The following is an 18,909-nucleotide window of genomic DNA, read 5'->3' as shown; positions in this document are numbered from 1 at the left end:
TTAAGCGGATAGGTGCCGGCTTAATGACATTTACCACTACGCTGCATCCGGCCGTAACGACCGGTAATGGCGTTGATGTCCTGCATAGCTGAGTTGTCTACACCACTGAATACAACGCGCATTTTGGCAATGCTGGTAGCGGAACTGCCGGATGACTGGCTGTCACTGTCGCTGCTACCGCCCAATGTGGTGATAAAGGCGTCACTGAATCCCTGCATTTTGGCACGTGCCATCAGGCCTTCTGCATCTTCCCGGCGGTTAAATACGCCAAGGCTGACTTTACCCTGATTAACACCGTAGTCAAATCCCTGTTCCTGCAGACGGGCACGTATACTGCTGTCATTACCGGAAGAGAGGGCAACCATGTAGCGGGTAGGAGCAGCTGTCTGACGGGTTTTGACCGGAGCGCTGACCTGTTCTATAAAGCGGCTGGTGGTAAACGGCCAGTGAGTAAGCAGGCCTTTGATACGATGAAAATCGTCTTCCGGCAGGGTAACAGTGGCAGTACAGGTATTGGCCGGAGCAGCAGGCTGTTTGTCAGTGTTGTCGGAAGCATTAGTAGTAGCGGCAGTAGTTGTTTTGGGCGCAGCAGTGGTTTCTGTTTTGCTGGCAGCTTTAGCCGCTGTTGTATTGCTGCTGGCAACAGTTTCAGTTTCTGTTGCCTGCCGTACACTGATGTCCGGACTGGCTGGTGCAACAGCTTCTGTTTCAGGGCTGGCCGCACTGGCTGCAGCAGGTGCACCAGAATTACTATGTACCAGTTTCCCTGCTATCATGCTGCCAAAAACAATGATATTGAGCGCTACCAAAATTGCAAACAGCCATTTCATGCGTATTCAACCCAGTTTAGTAAACCGTAAATCACTAAATTATCCACAATTTCAATGCGGTTGTCTAAGACAAATGTATTAGGGAGTGCCTGAGCCACTTTATTGGCACCACCGCCGGTAATAATAATGTCGACAGGTTTGCCGGCACCGATTTTCTGTTGCAGGCGCGCATGCATCAGCACAATAGCCCCGCAGACTGCGTCCATAATGCCGCTGGCCATGGCATTCGGGGTGGTGGTGGCAAAAGCGTATGGTTTGCCCAGCGGCCGGTTAAGGTTAGCAGTGCGCCGGGATAATGCCTCTTTCATTAAATAAAAACCCGGCAGGATACTGCCACCAAGATAATGGTTGGTGTCGGTAAGGGCATCTACTGTGACGGCTGTACCACAGCTGACTACGACACAGGCCTGACGGCTGTAGCGCCGGCTGCCAATGAGGTTAAACCAGCGGTCGGCACCATGTTCGGCCGGATTGCGGTAATGATTGGAGATGCCGAGTGCTTCCGGCATGGAAGGCAGCCACTGTACTGGCAGAGGCAGAATACCAGCGATTTGCTGCTGGCGGGCTTCTCCGCAGACAGCACAGCCGATAATGCGCTGTACGCCGGCTCCTTGTCTGGTCCAGTCCTGTATCAGGGGCTTCAGGTCGTAGTAGGCTGCTTTGCCATAACCCAGTATGCAGCCGTTTTCTACCCATGCCCATTTGAGTTTGCTGTTGCCGGCATCCAGCAACAGGTAACGTTTTCTATTATTGGCTTGTACCTGATTCTGTGCAGTCCCCGGGCGCAGGCTGATTTCACCGGTGACAAAACTGCGTTCTCCGTCGGCAGTTTGCAGCAATAAAGCCCCCGATGCTGCAATCCCGTTAACGGTACCTTCGGCAATGGTCTTGCCGTTGGCCAAGAGATGGACTATTTGACCCTGATCCCGATGCAGCTGGTTGTAATCATTAAGAAACGGATCTAGCCCGGTCTGGTCAAACAGAGGCAGATATTGTGCCAGTTTGGCCAGAACACCCTGAAAAATCTGTGTTACCTGTGCATGTGGCAGAAGAGACAGAATAGCTGCGGCTGTGCCTACCTGATCGGGCAGGCTGAAATTGATGCCGATACCGATAACAGCAGTGGTCTGATTCTGTTGCGCTATGGTTTCAATCAGGATGCCGCCAAGTTTGTTTTTATCCAGCATCAGATCATTCGGCCATTTAATTTGTGCCGCTACACCGAGTTCGCGTAAAGTTTGTGCGACAGCCAGCGCTACTACCAGCGCCAGACCGCCAAGCTCTGCCTGAGGCCGCTTAAATGACCAGCTCAGGCTGAACATAAGGCAGTCACCGATACGGTTTTGCCATGATTTGCCCTGACGTCCGCGTCCGGCAGTCTGCTCATAAGCCAGACAGATTTGCGGCACTGTATTTACCGGTGCATAGCGCAATTGCTCCAGCAGGACGCTATTGGTCGATGTGGTCTGCTCCAGCAGCTGCGGATTAAACCCGTACTGACGGGCACTGGTATTGAAGATGTGTTCCGGTATTAATGCCAGAGTTTTAGTTAGCTGCCAGACACCATTGCGCTGACGCAGCAGATTCTGGATATGGGCAGGCATATCCTGCCATGCTGCATTGAGCTGCGGTATTTTTTTATTCAGAATGCCTGCCAGTGTCTGGACTTCATGTGCCAGACCATCGGCAAGCAAGGCCAGTAACGGCCAAAACGGTGTGTTCATAAAATGGCATCACCAAGGGTGTCATTGGTTACAACAGGTTAAATTCAATTTGCTGTGTCTGACGGCTGCGCCGGATGCAGACAGGCTGTTAAAACGGCCGTGCAGTCACAACCGTTGTGAATATTATCGCATGGTTCGGTAAATGTATTTGGCTGTGCAGGTTTATTCGACCACAATTTTGGGGAAACGCCGGCTATAGTCTTTACCCTGATCTGCCAGTGCCTGCACCAGCTGCCATGCAGCCTGTTCATACAAGCCGGCTATTTGCGGCTGCTGCTCTGCCAGTATGCCGGCGGTACCGTTATCCATGGCCTCACGTACAGCCATTGTTAACGGTAGCTGACCCAGCAGGGGAACACCGAGTTTATCAGCAAGCTGTTTACCGCCATTCTGTCCGAAAATAGATTCGGTATGGCCGCAGTTAGAGCAGATATGCACCGACATGTTTTCAAGTACGCCGAAAATGGGAATATTGACTTTCTGGAACATATTGACTGCTTTGCGCGCATCAATCAGTGCTATATCCTGCGGTGTGGTCACTACAACCGCACCGGTAACCGGAATTTTCTGTGCCAGTGTCAGCTGGATATCGCCTGTACCGGGGGGTAAGTCGATAATCAGATAATCGACATCATCCCACTGGCTCTGAAACAGAAGCTGCTGTAAAGCCTGACTAACCATCGGGCCGCGCCAGATAACTGCCTGATCAGTATCAACCAGAAAACCAACGGACATCACTTGAATTTCACCGGCAGCCATGACCGGAATCAGTTTATCTTGATGCTGACGTGGTTCAAGGCCGGCGACACCGAGCATGGTAGGCTGGCTGGGGCCGTAAATATCAGCATCAAGGACGCCGACACGGGCACCCATGCGGCTCAGGGCAATTGCCAGATTAGCACTGGTAGTCGATTTGCCCACACCGCCTTTACCTGAGGCAACCGCAATAATATTTTTGACGCCGGCAATGGTTTGCACACCGGGCTGCACTTTATGTTTGCCTATCGCCAGTTGTACCTGAACAAATAATGGTGTGTCACCGAATTCAGTGGTAATGGCCTGATCAATACGCTGTTGCAGTTCGTCAATCAGATGGGCAACCGGATAGGGAAAAGTAAGATCCAGATGAATGCCGTCACTGGCGACGGTAACATTACTCAGGGCTTTTTCACTGCCCAGTGTACGGTTACTGTCCGGAATGGATATTGTGTTAAGTAAGGCGGTAATGGATTGTGTGTTCATGCAAATTAAGTCCGCAACTGTATTTCCGGCGCATATTTTACCCTATTTGGTCTGCAGCCAGTATTTGCTTAAGACGGTAGTGAATAATCAGGTTGGCGGCTGGGTGTTTTCAGATTCAGCAGAGCTGCCGGAGTCAGCTTTGCTGTGCTGCTGCCTGCTGCGGATCCAGAGTAAACGCAGACACAGCGGAGCAGGATAAAGTAACAGTATGGAAACGATGAGATAATGCAGATTATGCCAGTCTATAACCAGCTGTCCGTGTGCAAGTGACCATAATGCCCATGACCATTGCCACCATGCAGGTAAACTAAATGCCAGTACAATCAGCAGCGCAGCTGTTCTGAGCAATGTCAGAGGCCATATCTGCTGTTGCTGTACTGCGCGGTTTAACTGTAGCAGGGTACGGAAAGCCAGACTGAGAATGAATACCATACCGCCGTTGGCGATTACCTGTAACCAGCTAAAGGCAATATCCGGTGATACCGGTAAACTGTTGCGCGGTACTGGCGTCTGTTCCATTGAAATACTGGCAACAATATTCAGTATGAAACTGTAAATCAGATCCAGCCATAACAGTAATAGTGGCCAGGTACGTTTCAAACGTTGAAACATTGTTATGCTGCCGTGGAAATCAATAATACGACAGTGTAACCACTGGCACTGGTTACTGTAAATGGCTGGCAGCCGGATATTTTTGCTAATAAATGCTGAATCTGCTATATAAAAAATAATTAATAATTGCAAAATCGGGCAAATTTTGACGGCAGAATAATGAAACGCTGGTGTGAGGCACAGCGGAATGGATGGTATTCATTTTCAGGTAATCATTAGTTATCTGTTTATCTGTGGTTTGCTTACCAGCCAGAAATAATGGTCAGTCATGTATAAGCAAACTGAACATGATATCGGGCAAACATGTTTCAAATTCATTCTGAATAATACAATTTTGTTGTTATTTAATTTATTATGCGTTTAGTTCTCTTGTTTGTCTGTCCGGTTTTTATCAGTGCATATCTCTGATATCGGTAATATTATATCTTTGAAAAATAATAATTTTTATTTGCATTTTTTATGCAATTTGGATGAAGATTAATTGTATTCAATTATAAAAAAATTTAATCTATTTGAATAATTGTAAAGATTATCTATCAGCATTATTTATCTTTTTAAGTTAGAATAAACACTCAAATTTTGCTAATTTGAAATTTTACTGAATATTTTTATTTATTTTCTGACCTTTAATTAAGGTCTTTTTTATTTTATGCGTTTGAGAAAAAACACAATGACAAGACATTTGCCAGTTGTGATGAAAATAAGTGCGGTGTTAATCAGTACTGCGGTAGTTGTTTCTCCTGTATATGCTTCAGGATATCATTTGGGATTACAGTCGGTAACAGCTGTTGGAACCGGTAATGCAGCTGCTGCTGAAGCGGCCGATGCGGCAACAATTGTCAATAATCCTGCCGGATTGACGTATCTGGATGGCACCCAGCTTGATACTAATCTGTTTGTGATTAAGCCCGATATTAAATACAGTAATGCCCGTGGGACATTTTCAGACGGTGCGGCTGTACAGGGACCTGAGCATGGCAATATTGCCAATACTGCGCAACTGGTGCCGCAGCTGTATTTTTCCCATCGCCTGAACGACAGATGGGGTATGGGACTTGGGGTATATATTCCGTATGCGGCCAGAACCAATGACAGTTCTGATTCAGTATTGCGCTATAACGTGAATAAAACCAACGTAAAGGCATTGAATATTAATCCGGCTGTTGCCTATAAAATTAATGACAGACATTCACTGGGTGTGGGGCTGATTGCGCAATACCTGCATGCAGAAGTACAGAAATATGCGGATTTTACGCCGGTAGGCAGTGCACAGTCGGGAATACCGCAATCTGTATTACATCAGAAAGCTCCGGGCGCATTTGATGCACGCGCAACAGTCAAGGGTAATGACTGGGGCTATGGTTTTAATGCCGGCTGGTTATGGGACATTAATGATGATGTCCGGGTAGGTGTGAGCTATCGTTCGAAGATTAATCAGCATTTGCACGGTACTGCGCGCTGGAAACCTATGGGCAAATTTGCAGAAAACTATGCTCCGCTGTTTGAGCAGTTTGGCTTTAAGGCTCTGGAAGGTGCACAGGTACAGATTACTACGCCGGAAGTAGTATCTGTACACGGTATGTGGAAGGTCAATCCGCAGTGGAATGTTTTCAGTAATGTGAGCTGGACGCGTTCTTCACGTCTGCATGCTCTGGATATTAAATTTGAGAATGATAAGGCAATTGATCCGGTACATGGTGCTACTTCGAATACCACTCATATTGCCACAAACTGGCGTGATACTTATGCGGTTGGCGTGGGTGCTTCCTATCAGCAGAATCCGCATTTGCAGTGGCGTTTCGGCGTGAATTATGACCAGTCGCCAGTACGCAGTGCTTCTTCGCGTCTGTCTACTATTCCTGATGGTAACCGCTGGCTGTTTGGTGCCGGATTTAAGTATGATGTGGATAAAAAGAATACGGTAGCGGTATCGTATGCTTATCTGCATATTCAGCATACACATATGAATCAGCAGGATGAAGGAACACATGTATCAAGCAATGTGCGCGGTGAAGCCGATTATCGTTCGAATGCGCATATTGCCGGTGTTTCGTATACTTACCGGTTCTGAAATCTGTCCGGATGGCTGCTTGATGTCATTGTTTGATTATTGTTTTTTTAAGCCATTGAGATTAATAAACTTTAACTAGAATATTGACATAAATTACAGATACTTTTCTTTGTTGTGTACTAATCTGTCGTATGATGGTTCAGCTGTTCCATTTTGGATAAAGCATTGTTAAACAAGGAGATGTATTATGAAGCATCAAGAAGGTTTACAAGATCCAAGAACCAAGTACTACCATCAGGATTTTTCTAAACAGCATCAGCCTGCACCGGGCTTGCAGAGCAGAATGGATCCGGTGCCGGATTGCGGTGAAAGAAGCTATGAAGGTCATGGTCGTTTGCACGGCCGTAAAATTCTGGTAACTGGTGCCGATTCAGGTATTGGTCGTGCTGCTGCTATCGCTTATGCACGCGAAGGTGCCGATCTGGCCATTAATTATTTGCCAGCTGAAGAAGAGGATGCCAAACAGGTTGCTGCTCTGGCACAGGAAGCCGGCCGTAAGGTGGTGTGCATACCCGGTGATTTGAGTGACGAGCATTTTTGCAAACAGCTGGTTGAAAAAGCTCATACTGAGCTGGGCGGCCTTGATGGTTTGACTTTAGTGGCTGGTAAGCAGACTGCGGTAGAGCGTTTCTGTGATATCAGCACTGAACAGTTGAAAAAGACTTTTGAAGTGAATATTTTTTCCCTGTTCTGGGTGATTCAGGCTGCTATGCCGCACTTGCCAGCCGGTGCCACTATTGTGACGACCAGCTCTGTACAGGCATATCAGCCTAGCCCGAATCTGGTCGACTATGCCACTACTAAAGCCGGAATTGTGGCTTTTACTCAGGCGTTGGCTAAACAGGTTGCCGCCAAAGGTATCCGGGTTAATTCTGTGGCTCCGGGTCCAATCTGGACTGCACTGGAAATTACCGGTGGTCAGCCTCCTGAAGCTATTCCGAAATTCGGTCAGAGTGAATCAGTACTTGGTCGTGCCGGACAGCCTGCCGAACTTGCATCTACCTATGTTTTCTTAATGTCTGAAGAATCCAGCTATGTGACAGCACAGGTATACGGAGTAACTGGTGGTATTGTGCTGTAAGCCAGTACTTTAAACTGTAATCTGTATTAATCCGTACCGAAATTTTTTTCCGCTCTGATTGTTTATCAGCCGGAGAGCTTAAATTCCGGTACGGATTTTTGTTAATTACAGACGGATTTTCTGCTTTCTTCTGACCAGCCAGTATTTATTTGACAGGCTGTAGTCATCATTTTCAAAAGTCATCCGGTATGATTCTTGTATTCTGGTCAGGAGTATTACCCTGTATCTGTAAATAACTACTAATTGACTGTATTAGCCTTGTATTAAACAAATTGCTTCAATATTGAAGTTCCGGACATTGCCTATCTTTCAGGTAAACTATTTTATTTTCATAAATTTTGATACTAAGCAGTATTTATTTTATTGGTATATTCTGCTCCGATAATAAATGCGAATAGTTATGTTTTACATGGATAACTAACTGATAAAATTATGGGTATGTAGCTGTAAAAATAAAAATAAATAGTGAAAATAAGTTAAATTTTATAAATATTTTATAAATTAAATGGCTATTTCAGGTTGTTTACAACAGCTTAATAGATGGTGATAACTATTATTGTTATAAAGCTATGTTTTTATTTAATATTTTGTTAAATTGAGAATATTTTATCAAATTATTATGAAAATTAGTTTTATTTAGATTAAAAATAGTTATTTAATTTAATGTTATGATAACCCTGAATGGTTGTATTGATGATTATGCAGAATTTATTGCTTTGTTAATACAACTATTTAGAGGGGAGTCGGGTTGCGGGCTAGTGATAGTCTGCAACCCAAGACTGTAAAGATATTATTTTAGAATATTTTTCCCCGTATAAATGACTGCGCGATGTCAGTGCATCGCCTAATCTGCTGATGATACCGGCAACGATAAATTAATAAATAAAATTCTATGAATGACGTTCAGGCTATGACGGCAAATGAGTCAGGGCGGTTTGTTGACGACTGTTTAGTGATTGAGCATGCCTGTCTGGACGAATTAGCAGAAGAGTTTTGAGTAAAAAGGAAACAGACATGGAAGGCAAAAAAGTTGTACTGGATTGTTTAAACCGGTTACTGGCAGGAGAGCTGGCCGCACGTGACCAGTATTTTGCGCATTCACGCATGTATGAAGATATGGGCTATATGAAGCTTTTTCAGCGTATAGACCATGAGATGCAGGAAGAAACCGATCATGCTCACCAGTTTATTCACCGTATTCTGATGCTCAATGGCAAACCGGAAATGGTACCGGATGCAATTAATGTCGGTACTGATGTGATTAGTATGCTTGAAAATGATCTGGCAACAGAGCTTTGTGTACGCCAGAATCTGAAAGATGCAATTAAGCTGTGTGAGCAGGAACAGGACTATGTCACCCGGCAGTTTCTGGTGACACAGCTGAAAGATACTGAAGAAGACCATGCTCACTGGCTGGAGCAACAGTTACGCCAGATTGAAATAATGGGTTTGCCGAATTATCTGCAAAGCCAGCTGTAAGGAGAATGATATGCAGGGTGATCGTCTGGCCTTACAGGCATTGAATAAAAATCTGGGTCTGTTGCTGGTATCCATCAATCAGTATTTTTTACATGCACGGATATTACGTAACTGGGGTTTTGCCGAACTGGGTGAGGCATTATACAAACATTCGATTCGCGATATGAAAAGTGCGGATGCACTGATTGAACGCATTCTGCTGCTGGAGGGACTGCCTAATTTACAGGAATACGGCAAAATTCTGGTTGGCGAAAATATCATCGAAATTCTGCAATGTGACCAGCAGGCAGAACAGGCAAAACATGTGGCACTGGCTGATGCCATTGCAGTATGTGAAAGCCAGCTGGATTTTGTCTCCCGTGATTTGCTTGAACAGCAAAAAGCAGTAAATGAAGAATATCTGGACTGGCTGGGAACACAGCTAGACCTGATTGAAGAAGTTGGTCTGGCTAATTATGCCCAGACCGCAGCGCAGGCAGACTGATACTTGCCTGAATGAAAAAACAACACGTTTGCAAACGTGTTGTTTTTTCAGCCGGAGAAATGATTAATTTCTAAGCAGCAGCTTCACTGACAACAGGTTGGTTATCCGTCTGGTTAAACCATGCCAGTTGCTCCCGTAACTGTACTACTTCACCGATAACCATCAGAGCCGGTGTATCAGCCTGTTGAGCCAGATCGGCCAGCTGATGCAGCCTGCCGGTTAAGACACTCTGGCTGGACAGCGTACCATGAGAGATAATCGCAACCGGTGTATCGGCGGCACGTCCGTGGTTAATGAGTTGTCTGCTGATTTCAGCCGCTTTCAGCGTACCCATGTAAATGACCAGTGTCTGCCGGTTACGGGCGAGTGTCTGCCAGCCATAAGGCTGGTCGGCCAGCTGCTGATGGCCGGTAATAAATAATACACTCTGAGCATAATCACGATGGGTTAGCGGAATACCGGCATAGGCAGTTGCTCCCAGACCGGCACTGATACCCGGAATAATCCGAAACGGAATCTCAGCAGCCTGCAATATGGCACATTCTTCTCCACCACGACCGAATATAAACGGATCACCGCCTTTCAGACGCACAACGCGTTTTCCCTGCTGCGCCCACTGTACCAGTAATTCATTGGTTTGCTGTTGCTGTACCTGATGGTGTCCGCAACGTTTGCCTACACTGATTTTTAATGCATCACGCCTGACCAAATCCAGTACTTCTGCTGAAACCAGTGCATCATATAACACCACATCTGCTGCCTGTATCGCCTGTAAAGCATGCAGGGTCAGCAGACCGGCATCGCCCGGGCCGGCTCCGACCAGAGTAACTTCGCCCTGTGGCAAAGGCTGATGCTGCGTCAGTTGTTGTTGCAGCAGTGTTTCTGCTGCTGATTCATTGCCACGGGCAATATACTGGTTAAAACGGCTGTGTTCAAACAGATATTCCCAGAAACGCCTGCGTTCGCTCATGTTGTGCAGTGTGGCTTTGACTCGTTTACGCCAGCGTCCGGCTATCGCCGCTGCCCGTCCGATAGAAAAGGGCAGTAATAATTCAATTTGCTTACGAATCAGCCGTGCCAGCACAGGTGCATGACCGCCGCTGCTTACCGCTACCTGTATCGGATTGCGGTCAATCAGTGCCGGGACAATAAATGAGCAGCAATCTGGCTGGTCTACGCAGTTGCAGAAAGTGGCAGCTGCTTCGGCTGCCTGAAAAATACGCCGGTTAAGCGCATGATCGCTGGTTGCGGCAATCACCAGAAAAATACCGTTTAATAAATCAGGGCTGAATTCGGTACCGATATGCTCAGCCTGTTGCCGGTCAAACCATTCTTTAAATCTGGCTGTAGTCTGCTGTGCGACCACCAGCAGATGCGCACCAGCCTCTAACAAAGCACCGGCTTTGCGTTCGGCTACGTGGCCGCCACCCACCAGTAATACCTTACGCTGGTGTAGTTGGGTAAAAATCGGGTAGTGATTCATGCTGACTTGTCGTTGTTGTTTATACGCTATCTTATAAGCGCCGGTGCCCGGATGAAAAAGAAGCAATTTTTCTAACCAAAGCGTTGGCAGTTATATCTGTAACAGCAGCATCAGTGACCGGAAGTTTGGTTATAAAGAAAGAAATTTTTATTCTTTCCGCCATGCCGGCTGCACTTGTTACTATTTGTGCTATTCAGACAGTAATCCGGTTAAACAATTACTGTCATTAATAATTTGTGCATTCAGGATAGTGATAACCATGTTGCGTCCCCGTTTGTGGACTCCTCCGCATGATGCGGCTGCCACCGGCCGCCTGTCGGCTCTGACAGCCGAGCTGACAACACGCTTGCAGCAGATTGCACAGCAGCATCACCATGTTAAATTTGCTTCCAGTCTGGCGGTTGAAGACATGGTCATTACTGATGTGATTGCCCGCGAACAGCTGCCTATTGAAGTATTTACGCTTAATACTGGTGCATTGAACAGTGAAACACTGAGCTTGCTGGGGGCTGTGCGGCAGCACTGGGGTATTTGTATTGCGGAATACCGGCCGGATGAACACGCTATTAATGCATATATCGCCGCTCACGGCAAGCTGGCTTTTTATGACAGTGTTGCACTGAGACGTGAGTGCTGTCATATCCGCAAAATCGAACCGCTTGGCCGTGCCCTGAGTCAGGCCGATGCATGGATAACCGGACAAAGGCGTGAGCAGTCGGCAACACGTACTGCTCTGGCTCTGGCAGAGCAGGATCAGGTGCACGGCATGGCTAAATATAATCCTCTGGCTGAATGGCTGGAAACTGAAATATGGGCATATGCCCGGCAGCAGCAGTTACCGGTTAATGCCCTTTATCAGCAAGGTTATCCCAGTATCGGCTGTGAGCCCTGTACCCGCCCTGTGAAAGCAGGCGAAGACATTCGTGCCGGACGCTGGTGGTGGGAAAGTCAGGACAGTAAAGAATGTGGTTTACATAAATAAGCTGAAATCAACTCAGGGTTGCAGACAGAATGGTCTGTGCCCGTAACGGGAATATCATGAGTATTCAAGACAAACATCTGGACTGGCTGGAAGCTGAATCTATTTATATTATCCGCGAAGTAGTGGCCGAAGCACGCAATCCGGCATTACTGTTTTCCGGCGGCAAGGATTCAGTGGTGCTGCTGTCTCTGGCCGTAAAGGCTTTTCAGATTCCGGGACACAGCCTGCAACTGCCATTGACACTGGTGCATATAGATACCGGACACAACTACCCGGAGGTTATTGCTTTTCGTGATGAAGTCGTACGTCGCCTTGGTGCACGTCTGGTCGTTGGCAGTGTAGAAGAGTCGATCCGCCGCGGCAGTGTGACTCTGCGCCGGGCTACAGATTCACGGAATGCCGCACAGGCTGTCACTCTGCTGGAAACAATTGAAGCCAATGGCTTTGATGCATTAATGGGCGGTGCCAGACGGGATGAGGAAAAAGCCCGGGCTAAAGAACGGATTTTTTCTTTTCGGGATGAATTTGGTCAGTGGGATCCGAAAAACCAGCGTCCCGAATTATGGGATTTGTACAATACACGTCTGCATCCGGGTGAAAATATGCGGGTTTTTCCGATTTCCAACTGGACAGAACTGGATATCTGGCAATATATCGCGCGTGAACAGCTTGCTTTGCCGGAGATTTACTATGCACATCAGCGAGAAGTCGTTGAGCGCAACGCTATGCTGGTACCGGTAACAGAGCTGACACCGAAAAAAGAAGGTGAAGTCAGTATTGTGCGCAGTGTGCGTTTCCGGACTGTTGGTGATATTTCCTGCACCTGTCCGGTAGCCAGCACAGCCAGTACAGCAGCAGAAATTATTGCTGAAACTGCACAAACCACGATTTCCGAACGTAATGCTACCCGTATGGATGATCAGGTATCGGAAGCAGCGATGGAAGAGCGCAAGAAAGCAGGTTATTTCTGATGACAGAAAAACAAACGGTATTACCGGCCAGAATATTTATTGTGCATGGTTTTCAGAGCAGTCCGCAGGATAACTGGTTCGACTGGCTGGCTGCACAGATCCGGCCAACCGGTGCAGAAGTAACCGTACCGCTTATGCCTCAGCCGGATTATCCGCAGGCAGCGCAATGGCAGCAGACACTGGATAAGCTTATCGGGCAGCCGGATGAACAGACTTTTCTGATTGGTCATAGTCTTGGCGTTATTACATTGCTGCAATTTCTCAGCCGGCATAAACCTGCACGGCTGGGCGGTCTGATTCTGGTTGCTGGCTTTGCCGCACACCTGCCCAGGCTACAAATACTGGATGGTTATATCGATGCCAGTCAGCCGGATTTTGCAGTATTGCAGCAAATCAGTATGCCGGTTCACAGCATTATTTCAACTAATGACCAATATGTTCCCGAAGCAGCCAGTAACCATATTGCCCATGCCTTGCATAGCAGTATTCAGTATATCCCTGATGGCGGCCATCTGATGGCAGAAGACGGCTTCAGAAAACTGGAACCTGCCCGGGACAGCCTGCAACAGATGCTGGCACAGGCGGCAACCTTAAAAAAGTGAGACACCGATGAGTACTGATTCTGTATTGCGTTTTATTACTGCCGGCAGCGTAGATGATGGTAAATCCACGCTGATAGGACGACTGCTGTTTGACAGTCAGTCCTTACTGGCTGATCAGGTTGCTTCGCTGTATCACGGCAAGCACAAGCGTACCGCCGACGGCATTCCTGATTTTGCTCAGCTAACTGACGGACTTGCCGCTGAGCGTGAGCAGGGTATTACTATAGATGTAGCCTATCGTTATTTTGCCACGCCGGCGCGTAAATTTATTATTGCTGACACGCCGGGACATGAGCAGTACACACGCAATATGGTTACAGGTGCATCTACTGCTGATGCTGCCATTATTCTCATAGATGCCACCCGGCTGGATTACACTGAACATACACCAGCCTTACTGCCGCAAACCCGCCGCCATAGCGCAATACTGAAACTGCTGGGTACGCCGCATATTATTGTGGCAGTAAACAAACTGGATTTACTGGATTACAGTGAAGAAAAATTTAATGCCATTAAGCGTGCCTATGCTGAACTGGCTGTTGCTCTGGATTTGCACAATATCAGCTACGTACCCATATCAGCTTTGAATGGTGACAATATAGTGACTGCCAGCGCGCATATGCCATGGTATCAGGGGCAGCCTCTGTTGCCTTTGCTGGAAAGCCTGCCCGCTGCCAACCGCAGCAGCCAGTTACTGTCTGCTCCTGCATTATTCCCTGTTCAGCGGGTTGCCCGGCTGGATGGCAGCAGCGCAGATGATTTTCGCGGTTATCAGGGGCGTCTGGAACAAGGTACCCTGAAAGTGGGCGACCGTATACGCATTGAACCGGCAGGGCAGACCAGTACCATAGCGGCCATTTATACGCCTGATGGTCAGGTGGAGCAGGCACAGTCAGGAGCTGTGCTGACTGTGGTACTAGCAGATGATGTTGATGTTTCCCGGGGCGACAGTTTGGTGGCAGCAGATAGTGCATTACAGCCAGTAAAAACCATCAGTGCTTCCGTGTGCTGGTTCGACAGCAAACCCTTAAACTCAGCCCGCCGCTACTGGTTCAAGCATACTACTCAGACGGTATACGCCAAAATCAAACAGGTTGATTATCTGCTGGATGTACAAAGCCTGAACCATCGCGAAGACAGCGACAGCCTGCAGCTAAACGATATTGGCCGTGTACAGCTTAGTATTCAGAAACCCGTGGTAGCAACGACTTATGAGGATAATCCCGCTGCCGGAGCCTTTATTCTGATTGATGAAGCCACCAACCATACTGTTGCAGCCGGTATGATTGTTTCTGTTGCTTAAAACCGCATTCAATAATAGTTAATCTATTGAAAATAAGCAGACAGAATTAATATTCTGTCTGGTACCAGCCTGATACTCAGGCTGGTATTGTTTTGGCATATATTAACTTGTAGATAATATTTATTAAATTTATTCGTCGTTTCAAATTATTTATCCGGCAAAATTCAGATATATTTAATATCTAATAGGTAAATATCTGATGCTTTGAATGCAAACATACAATGTCAGAATAAGATTTATATCAAACTTTTGTGTAAAAAATATGTAAAAATGACGTTAAACTGAAAGTTTAAAAAGTCAAATTGTTAATGTAATATGATATTAATTAAAGTTTATGATGAATTATCATATTAATATTATTGGATAATTTATATAGGGTAAATAATATTAACTTTTTTTGGATAAATTTCCATATTTTATATATTAAAAATGATTATTCGTATAAACAAAACATAACACGATTTACGTTAACATCATTCTGTATTTGAGTCAGGAGATAACTGATGTTAAGCGATCGGATTAAACAGGCGCGCAAGCATGTGGCTCTGTCACAGCAACAGGTGGCTGATAGAATGGGGGTTTCTAAAACTGCCGTATTTAAATGGGAGAATGGTCATTACGAACCGAAAAATCTGGATATACTGGCCAATATACTGGGTGTCAGTTTATCCTGGTTACGTGAAGGCCGTGGTAGTCCTTTTCCGGCTACAACCACAACATTGGCTGCGGAAGTAAATATTATTGCAGAAAATCAGGATCAAACACTCGTTCCATTTTATTCTTCAATAGAACAGGCCGGCAGTGTGCAGTCAAAACAACTGCATATTCAGCACGGTAAAAGAATCAGTTTAAGAACTGAGCTTCTGGAGCGTAAAAAAATCAATCCGCAAATGGTGGTGTGCTTTTCGGTAAATGATAATAGTATGGAACCTATTATTCCTTACGGGACTATTTTTGCAGTAGATTTAAACCGCACCAATATTATTGATGGTAATTTATATCTGATTAAACAAAATCACCAGTATCGCATCAGGAAACTATATTCAATGCCCTACGAAGAAATACGTTTGCATGCCTTTAATACAAAGGAATATAGTGATGTCTGTATACCAGCTAATCACATTATTATCATTGGCCGGATATTTTATTACGCTGTAGAGTTGTAATTGGTGTCATTATCATGTTATTTTTTAATTAAGCCGGATACTTTTACTTTTAATTCAGTAAATTGTTTACTAATGCTCTGCTGGTTCCAGGGAAGCAGATCTGACTGTTTCCAAATAAGTGTTACTTAGTCTGAAACTGGCATTATCGTTTTTTAATCTTATATAGTTATTATTGAATTTTCTATTTAATCATTGCATGTTTTCAATTGTACTAAACTACATCCTGAGATATTACTTTTTTTGTGCCAGTAAAGTGGCAAATCGCAGTTTTATTCGATTACCATCACTATCGGTTTTATGCAGTTCACCAACATCTTCATTGTATTTCAGAATATTCCAGTCCTGATAATAATTACGCAATTCATTCTCTTTAAAAGTAAACGAAAACCCGACTGTACAAGGGAAATCGTCAGTGGACATTGCACTGACAATTAAATTATATCCCCCCGGTTTTGTTATCATTTGCATATTGCGAATGATATCGGGAATTCTGTCTGCCTGTAGAAACATCATTACCACTGTTGAAATAATTAAATCGTAATTACCTGTTAAATCAGCCTGATTTATATCATAAACAGATGCATTAATATGGGATAAATGTTCATTAGCAATAATGCTTTGTAAATTATTAATACTCACCTCTGATTTATCAACGGAATCAACATCAAAACCCAGTTGCTGTAAATAGAGTGAGTTACGACCGGAACCACAACCTAAATCCAAAACTTTCCCTGCTGAAATGAGCTGACTAACTGCCAGTACTTCAGAGTGCGTTTTGGTCATTTGATATTTTTTCTGAGTGTAGTCTTCCGGCAGACAATAAAAAGCCAGCTGGCATTGCAAATCATCCGATATCTGAGCTATCCGGTGCCATTGCTGCGGTAAAATCAACGGTGGTTGCTGCTGAGTATTGAAAACATGCTCAGAAATGATGTCTCCCTGTTCAGTTAATATATCGAAATTCACATAACCTTTAATAATATTTAATTTTGCCCAGGTACCTGTTTGTGTATTATGCTGTTCACGAAACTGTTTCGGTAAGGTTTGTGCATTCCAGACTGGCAACGTTTTATAGCAAATTAAATTTTTCATCACATCACTATTAATAAAATAACTTATTGATACCATAGTATATGGCTTTTTTTATTAGTTAAAGAGATGACTCAAAATTAATTTAATTTGCTATTGTTACCTTACAGATAACATAGCATCTTTATCTTTAAAATAACCCGTATTTATATTCCGAATATCAAGAATAAATCTTCCTTTGATCATAAAAATAGATATTTATTCAATTTACCTTTAATGCAAAATTTTATGATGCCTCTAGCCTGGTATTCGCAAGGCCATAATTTATTCTATTTTAGAATGGCGATAACATTAAGAGAAAAAGGCAGATTATAAATACAATAAATGAATATTTGACATAGTTCTTACGAGTAGTAATTCGAAACCACTTTTTATAACTAACTATATCAATAATCAATAAAGTCTATAAATAAAGATCAATATTTTGGTTTTTAGTCAGGTATAAAATAGAATTTGCCAGCGTAAAGATATTATTCAAAATTAAATATAATTATGTTAAATTCACGAAAATATCAATATAACTGGCAAAAAATATACATAAAATTATATTTATAGGTCTAATATACCAAAATTTGTAATGAATAATGAATATAAATAAATAAAAAAAATGGTATATGATAATCTGTTACAATTTATGCATAAATTCATATAGTTTTGTATTTATCCATAGAAACGAGGTTGATTTATGTTACAGCCTACTAATGCCAAAAATCACCAGAAAATTGTTCTGGTCGGCGCCGGTGCAGTTGGTTCCACTTTTGCCTATGCTGCTACCCTGCAAGGTATCGGTCAGGAACTGGTTATCGTCGATGTTGCCCGTGATAAAGCACATGGTGATGCTAAAGATATTGCTGATGCATTACTGTTTACTTATCCGAAAAACATTTACGCCGGTGATTACAGTGACGCTGCTGATGCTGATATCGTAGTCATTACTGCCGGTGCTGCTCAAAAACCCGGTGAATCACGTCTGGATTTGGTTAATCGTAATCTGCATATCATTAAAAGCATTGTCACTCATATAGTAGAGTCTGGCTTTAACGGTATCTTTCTGGTGGCTTCGAATCCGGTTGACATTCTGACTTATGCTACATGGAAAATTTCCGGTTTTCCGGCAGAACGGGTAATCGGTTCCGGTACATCTTTGGATTCCGCCCGTTTGTGTAAATATGTAGGGTATTTACTGAATGTCGATCCGCGCACAGTAAGCGGATATATTCTGGGTGAACACGGAGACACCGAGTTTCCGGCCTGGTCTCACCTGAGTGTAGGCGGGCTGACCATAGAAGAATGGATTAAAGGTGACCCGCGCTTTACCGAAGCAGATCTGGATATTATTGCTGATCGTGTGGTCAATGCCGCTTACGATATTATTCGCCTTAAAGGTGCTACTTACTATGGTGTCGGTGCTGCTCTGGCACGTATCTGCCGCGCATTATTGGATGATGAAAATACCATTTTACCGGTTTCTGCTTATTTGAACGGTCAGTATGGTGTTAATGATATGTATATTGGTACACCGGCAGTGTTAGACCGGCATGGTATACGTCAGGTAATTGAAATTCCGCTGAATGAAAAAGAGCAGGGTTTAATGCGTGCTTCAGCCCGCCATCTGGATGAAGTAATGCGTAAATCTTTTCCGGAAATCGGTATTAAACGCTAATCCGGACAGTCTGGAGGCAAGCCAGACCATCCGATTCAAGGCAATCCGAAGGGTTGCCTTTTTATATATTCTTACTGCTTCTATCTAAATAAGCGTCATTTCTTTCTCAAAAAACTTTGTGCTTGCT

General features: G+C 44.6%; 16 protein-coding genes. 10 read left to right on the top strand and 6 right to left on the bottom strand.

Annotation, left to right across the window (positions count from 1 at the left end):
* Positions 1–20: 20 nt before the first annotated feature.
* The 4 genes from H3V00_RS07560 to H3V00_RS07545 all read right to left on the bottom strand — a co-directional run bounded on the left by H3V00_RS07560 (position 21) and on the right by H3V00_RS07545 (position 4,408).
* On the bottom strand, positions 21–830 hold the full coding sequence (locus H3V00_RS07560; RefSeq protein WP_198207367.1) for a hypothetical protein: 810 nt from the start codon (positions 828–830) through the stop codon (positions 21–23).
* Positions 827–2,554 carry a biotin--[acetyl-CoA-carboxylase] ligase gene (locus H3V00_RS07555; RefSeq protein ID WP_198207365.1) on the bottom strand — a complete coding sequence of 576 codons (1,728 nt, stop codon included), beginning with the start codon at positions 2,552–2,554 and terminating at the stop codon, positions 827–829. Before H3V00_RS07555 ends, H3V00_RS07560 begins: the two co-directional genes overlap by 4 nt.
* 162 nt (positions 2,555–2,716) lie before the next feature.
* Entirely contained in the window at positions 2,717–3,796 is a 1,080-nt protein-coding gene (apbC, locus tag H3V00_RS07550; protein ID WP_037393749.1) for an iron-sulfur cluster carrier protein ApbC, read from the bottom strand.
* Between the two features lie 87 nt (positions 3,797–3,883).
* Positions 3,884–4,408: a hypothetical protein gene (locus H3V00_RS07545; protein WP_025331761.1), complete on the bottom strand. Its 525-nt coding sequence runs from the start codon at positions 4,406–4,408 to the stop codon at positions 3,884–3,886.
* A 670-nt stretch (positions 4,409–5,078) separates the two neighbouring features.
* On the opposite strand from H3V00_RS07545, the gene H3V00_RS07540 reads away from it, so the two are divergent.
* The 4 genes from H3V00_RS07540 (at position 5,079) to bfr (H3V00_RS07525) (ending at position 9,523) form a co-directional block, all read left to right on the top strand.
* Complete coding sequence (locus tag H3V00_RS07540; RefSeq protein ID WP_172396997.1) at positions 5,079–6,479, top strand: OmpP1/FadL family transporter; 1,401 nt, start codon at positions 5,079–5,081, stop codon at positions 6,477–6,479.
* 187 nt (positions 6,480–6,666) lie between these two features.
* Positions 6,667–7,560: an SDR family oxidoreductase gene (locus tag H3V00_RS07535; RefSeq protein ID WP_084551662.1), complete on the top strand. Its 894-nt coding sequence runs from the start codon at positions 6,667–6,669 to the stop codon at positions 7,558–7,560.
* Between the two features lie 1,014 nt (positions 7,561–8,574).
* Entirely contained in the window at positions 8,575–9,039 is a 465-nt protein-coding gene (gene bfr, locus H3V00_RS07530; protein WP_025331758.1) for a bacterioferritin, read from the top strand.
* A 10-nt stretch (positions 9,040–9,049) separates the two neighbouring features.
* Positions 9,050–9,523: a bacterioferritin gene (gene bfr, locus H3V00_RS07525; protein WP_025331757.1), complete on the top strand. Its 474-nt coding sequence runs from the start codon at positions 9,050–9,052 to the stop codon at positions 9,521–9,523.
* Positions 9,524–9,593: 70 nt separating this feature from the next.
* Here bfr (H3V00_RS07525) and cysG read toward each other — a convergent pair whose 3' ends face one another.
* Positions 9,594–11,006: a siroheme synthase CysG gene (gene cysG / locus H3V00_RS07520; protein WP_198207363.1), complete on the bottom strand. Its 1,413-nt coding sequence runs from the start codon at positions 11,004–11,006 to the stop codon at positions 9,594–9,596.
* Between the two features lie 253 nt (positions 11,007–11,259).
* Here cysG and H3V00_RS07515 point away from each other — a divergent pair, with 253 nt between their 5' ends.
* The 5 genes from H3V00_RS07515 (at position 11,260) to H3V00_RS07495 (ending at position 16,030) form a co-directional block, all read left to right on the top strand.
* On the top strand, positions 11,260–11,988 hold the full coding sequence (locus H3V00_RS07515; RefSeq protein ID WP_198207498.1) for a phosphoadenylyl-sulfate reductase: 729 nt from the start codon (positions 11,260–11,262) through the stop codon (positions 11,986–11,988).
* A 56-nt stretch (positions 11,989–12,044) separates the two neighbouring features.
* The gene (gene cysD, locus H3V00_RS07510; protein ID WP_025331754.1) at positions 12,045–12,959 is read left to right on the top strand and encodes a sulfate adenylyltransferase subunit CysD; all 915 of its coding nucleotides are present in this window, start codon (positions 12,045–12,047) and stop codon (positions 12,957–12,959) included.
* Positions 12,959–13,561, top strand: a complete 603-nt coding sequence (locus H3V00_RS07505) for an alpha/beta hydrolase (RefSeq protein ID WP_084551660.1) — start codon at positions 12,959–12,961, stop codon at positions 13,559–13,561. The genes cysD and H3V00_RS07505 overlap by 1 nt, the downstream gene beginning before the upstream one ends.
* Before the next feature lie 7 nt (positions 13,562–13,568).
* The gene (locus H3V00_RS07500) at positions 13,569–14,864 is read left to right on the top strand and encodes a sulfate adenylyltransferase subunit 1 (protein WP_084551659.1); all 1,296 of its coding nucleotides are present in this window, start codon (positions 13,569–13,571) and stop codon (positions 14,862–14,864) included.
* Between the two features lie 503 nt (positions 14,865–15,367).
* Positions 15,368–16,030 carry a S24 family peptidase gene (locus H3V00_RS07495; protein WP_025331751.1) on the top strand — a complete coding sequence of 221 codons (663 nt, stop codon included), beginning with the start codon at positions 15,368–15,370 and terminating at the stop codon, positions 16,028–16,030.
* 231 nt (positions 16,031–16,261) lie between these two features.
* On the opposite strand, the gene tehB is transcribed toward H3V00_RS07495, so the two are convergent.
* On the bottom strand, positions 16,262–17,122 hold the full coding sequence (tehB, locus tag H3V00_RS07490; protein ID WP_232335958.1) for an SAM-dependent methyltransferase TehB: 861 nt from the start codon (positions 17,120–17,122) through the stop codon (positions 16,262–16,264).
* Between the two features lie 682 nt (positions 17,123–17,804).
* Here tehB and H3V00_RS07485 point away from each other — a divergent pair.
* Positions 17,805–18,782, top strand: a complete 978-nt coding sequence (locus tag H3V00_RS07485; protein WP_198207361.1) for an L-lactate dehydrogenase — start codon at positions 17,805–17,807, stop codon at positions 18,780–18,782.
* The last annotated feature ends 127 nt before the right edge of the window (positions 18,783–18,909 follow it).

Origin of the sequence: Snodgrassella sp. W6238H11, from assembly GCF_016100525.1 — a bacterium.
Lineage (GTDB): Bacteria > Pseudomonadota > Gammaproteobacteria > Burkholderiales > Neisseriaceae > Snodgrassella > Snodgrassella alvi.
This window is presented reverse-complemented; position numbering and strand designations above follow the sequence as displayed.

Coding starts and splice junctions, on each gene's coding strand:
- H3V00_RS07560 (WP_198207367.1), bottom strand. CDS start 830: ATGAAATGGCTGTTTGCAATTTTGGTAGCGCTCAATATCATTGTTTTT.
- H3V00_RS07555 (WP_198207365.1), bottom strand. CDS start 2,554: ATGAACACACCGTTTTGGCCGTTACTGGCCTTGCTTGCCGATGGTCTG.
- apbC (WP_037393749.1), bottom strand. CDS start 3,796: ATGAACACACAATCCATTACCGCCTTACTTAACACAATATCCATTCCG.
- H3V00_RS07545 (WP_025331761.1), bottom strand. CDS start 4,408: ATGTTTCAACGTTTGAAACGTACCTGGCCACTATTACTGTTATGGCTG.
- H3V00_RS07540 (WP_172396997.1), top strand. CDS start 5,079: ATGACAAGACATTTGCCAGTTGTGATGAAAATAAGTGCGGTGTTAATC.
- H3V00_RS07535 (WP_084551662.1), top strand. CDS start 6,667: ATGAAGCATCAAGAAGGTTTACAAGATCCAAGAACCAAGTACTACCAT.
- bfr (WP_025331758.1), top strand. CDS start 8,575: ATGGAAGGCAAAAAAGTTGTACTGGATTGTTTAAACCGGTTACTGGCA.
- bfr (WP_025331757.1), top strand. CDS start 9,050: ATGCAGGGTGATCGTCTGGCCTTACAGGCATTGAATAAAAATCTGGGT.
- cysG (WP_198207363.1), bottom strand. CDS start 11,006: ATGAATCACTACCCGATTTTTACCCAACTACACCAGCGTAAGGTATTA.
- cysD (WP_025331754.1), top strand. CDS start 12,045: ATGAGTATTCAAGACAAACATCTGGACTGGCTGGAAGCTGAATCTATT.
- H3V00_RS07505 (WP_084551660.1), top strand. CDS start 12,959: ATGACAGAAAAACAAACGGTATTACCGGCCAGAATATTTATTGTGCAT.
- H3V00_RS07500 (WP_084551659.1), top strand. CDS start 13,569: ATGAGTACTGATTCTGTATTGCGTTTTATTACTGCCGGCAGCGTAGAT.
- H3V00_RS07495 (WP_025331751.1), top strand. CDS start 15,368: ATGTTAAGCGATCGGATTAAACAGGCGCGCAAGCATGTGGCTCTGTCA.
- tehB (WP_232335958.1), bottom strand. CDS start 17,122: ATGAAAAATTTAATTTGCTATAAAACGTTGCCAGTCTGGAATGCACAA.
- H3V00_RS07485 (WP_198207361.1), top strand. CDS start 17,805: ATGTTACAGCCTACTAATGCCAAAAATCACCAGAAAATTGTTCTGGTC.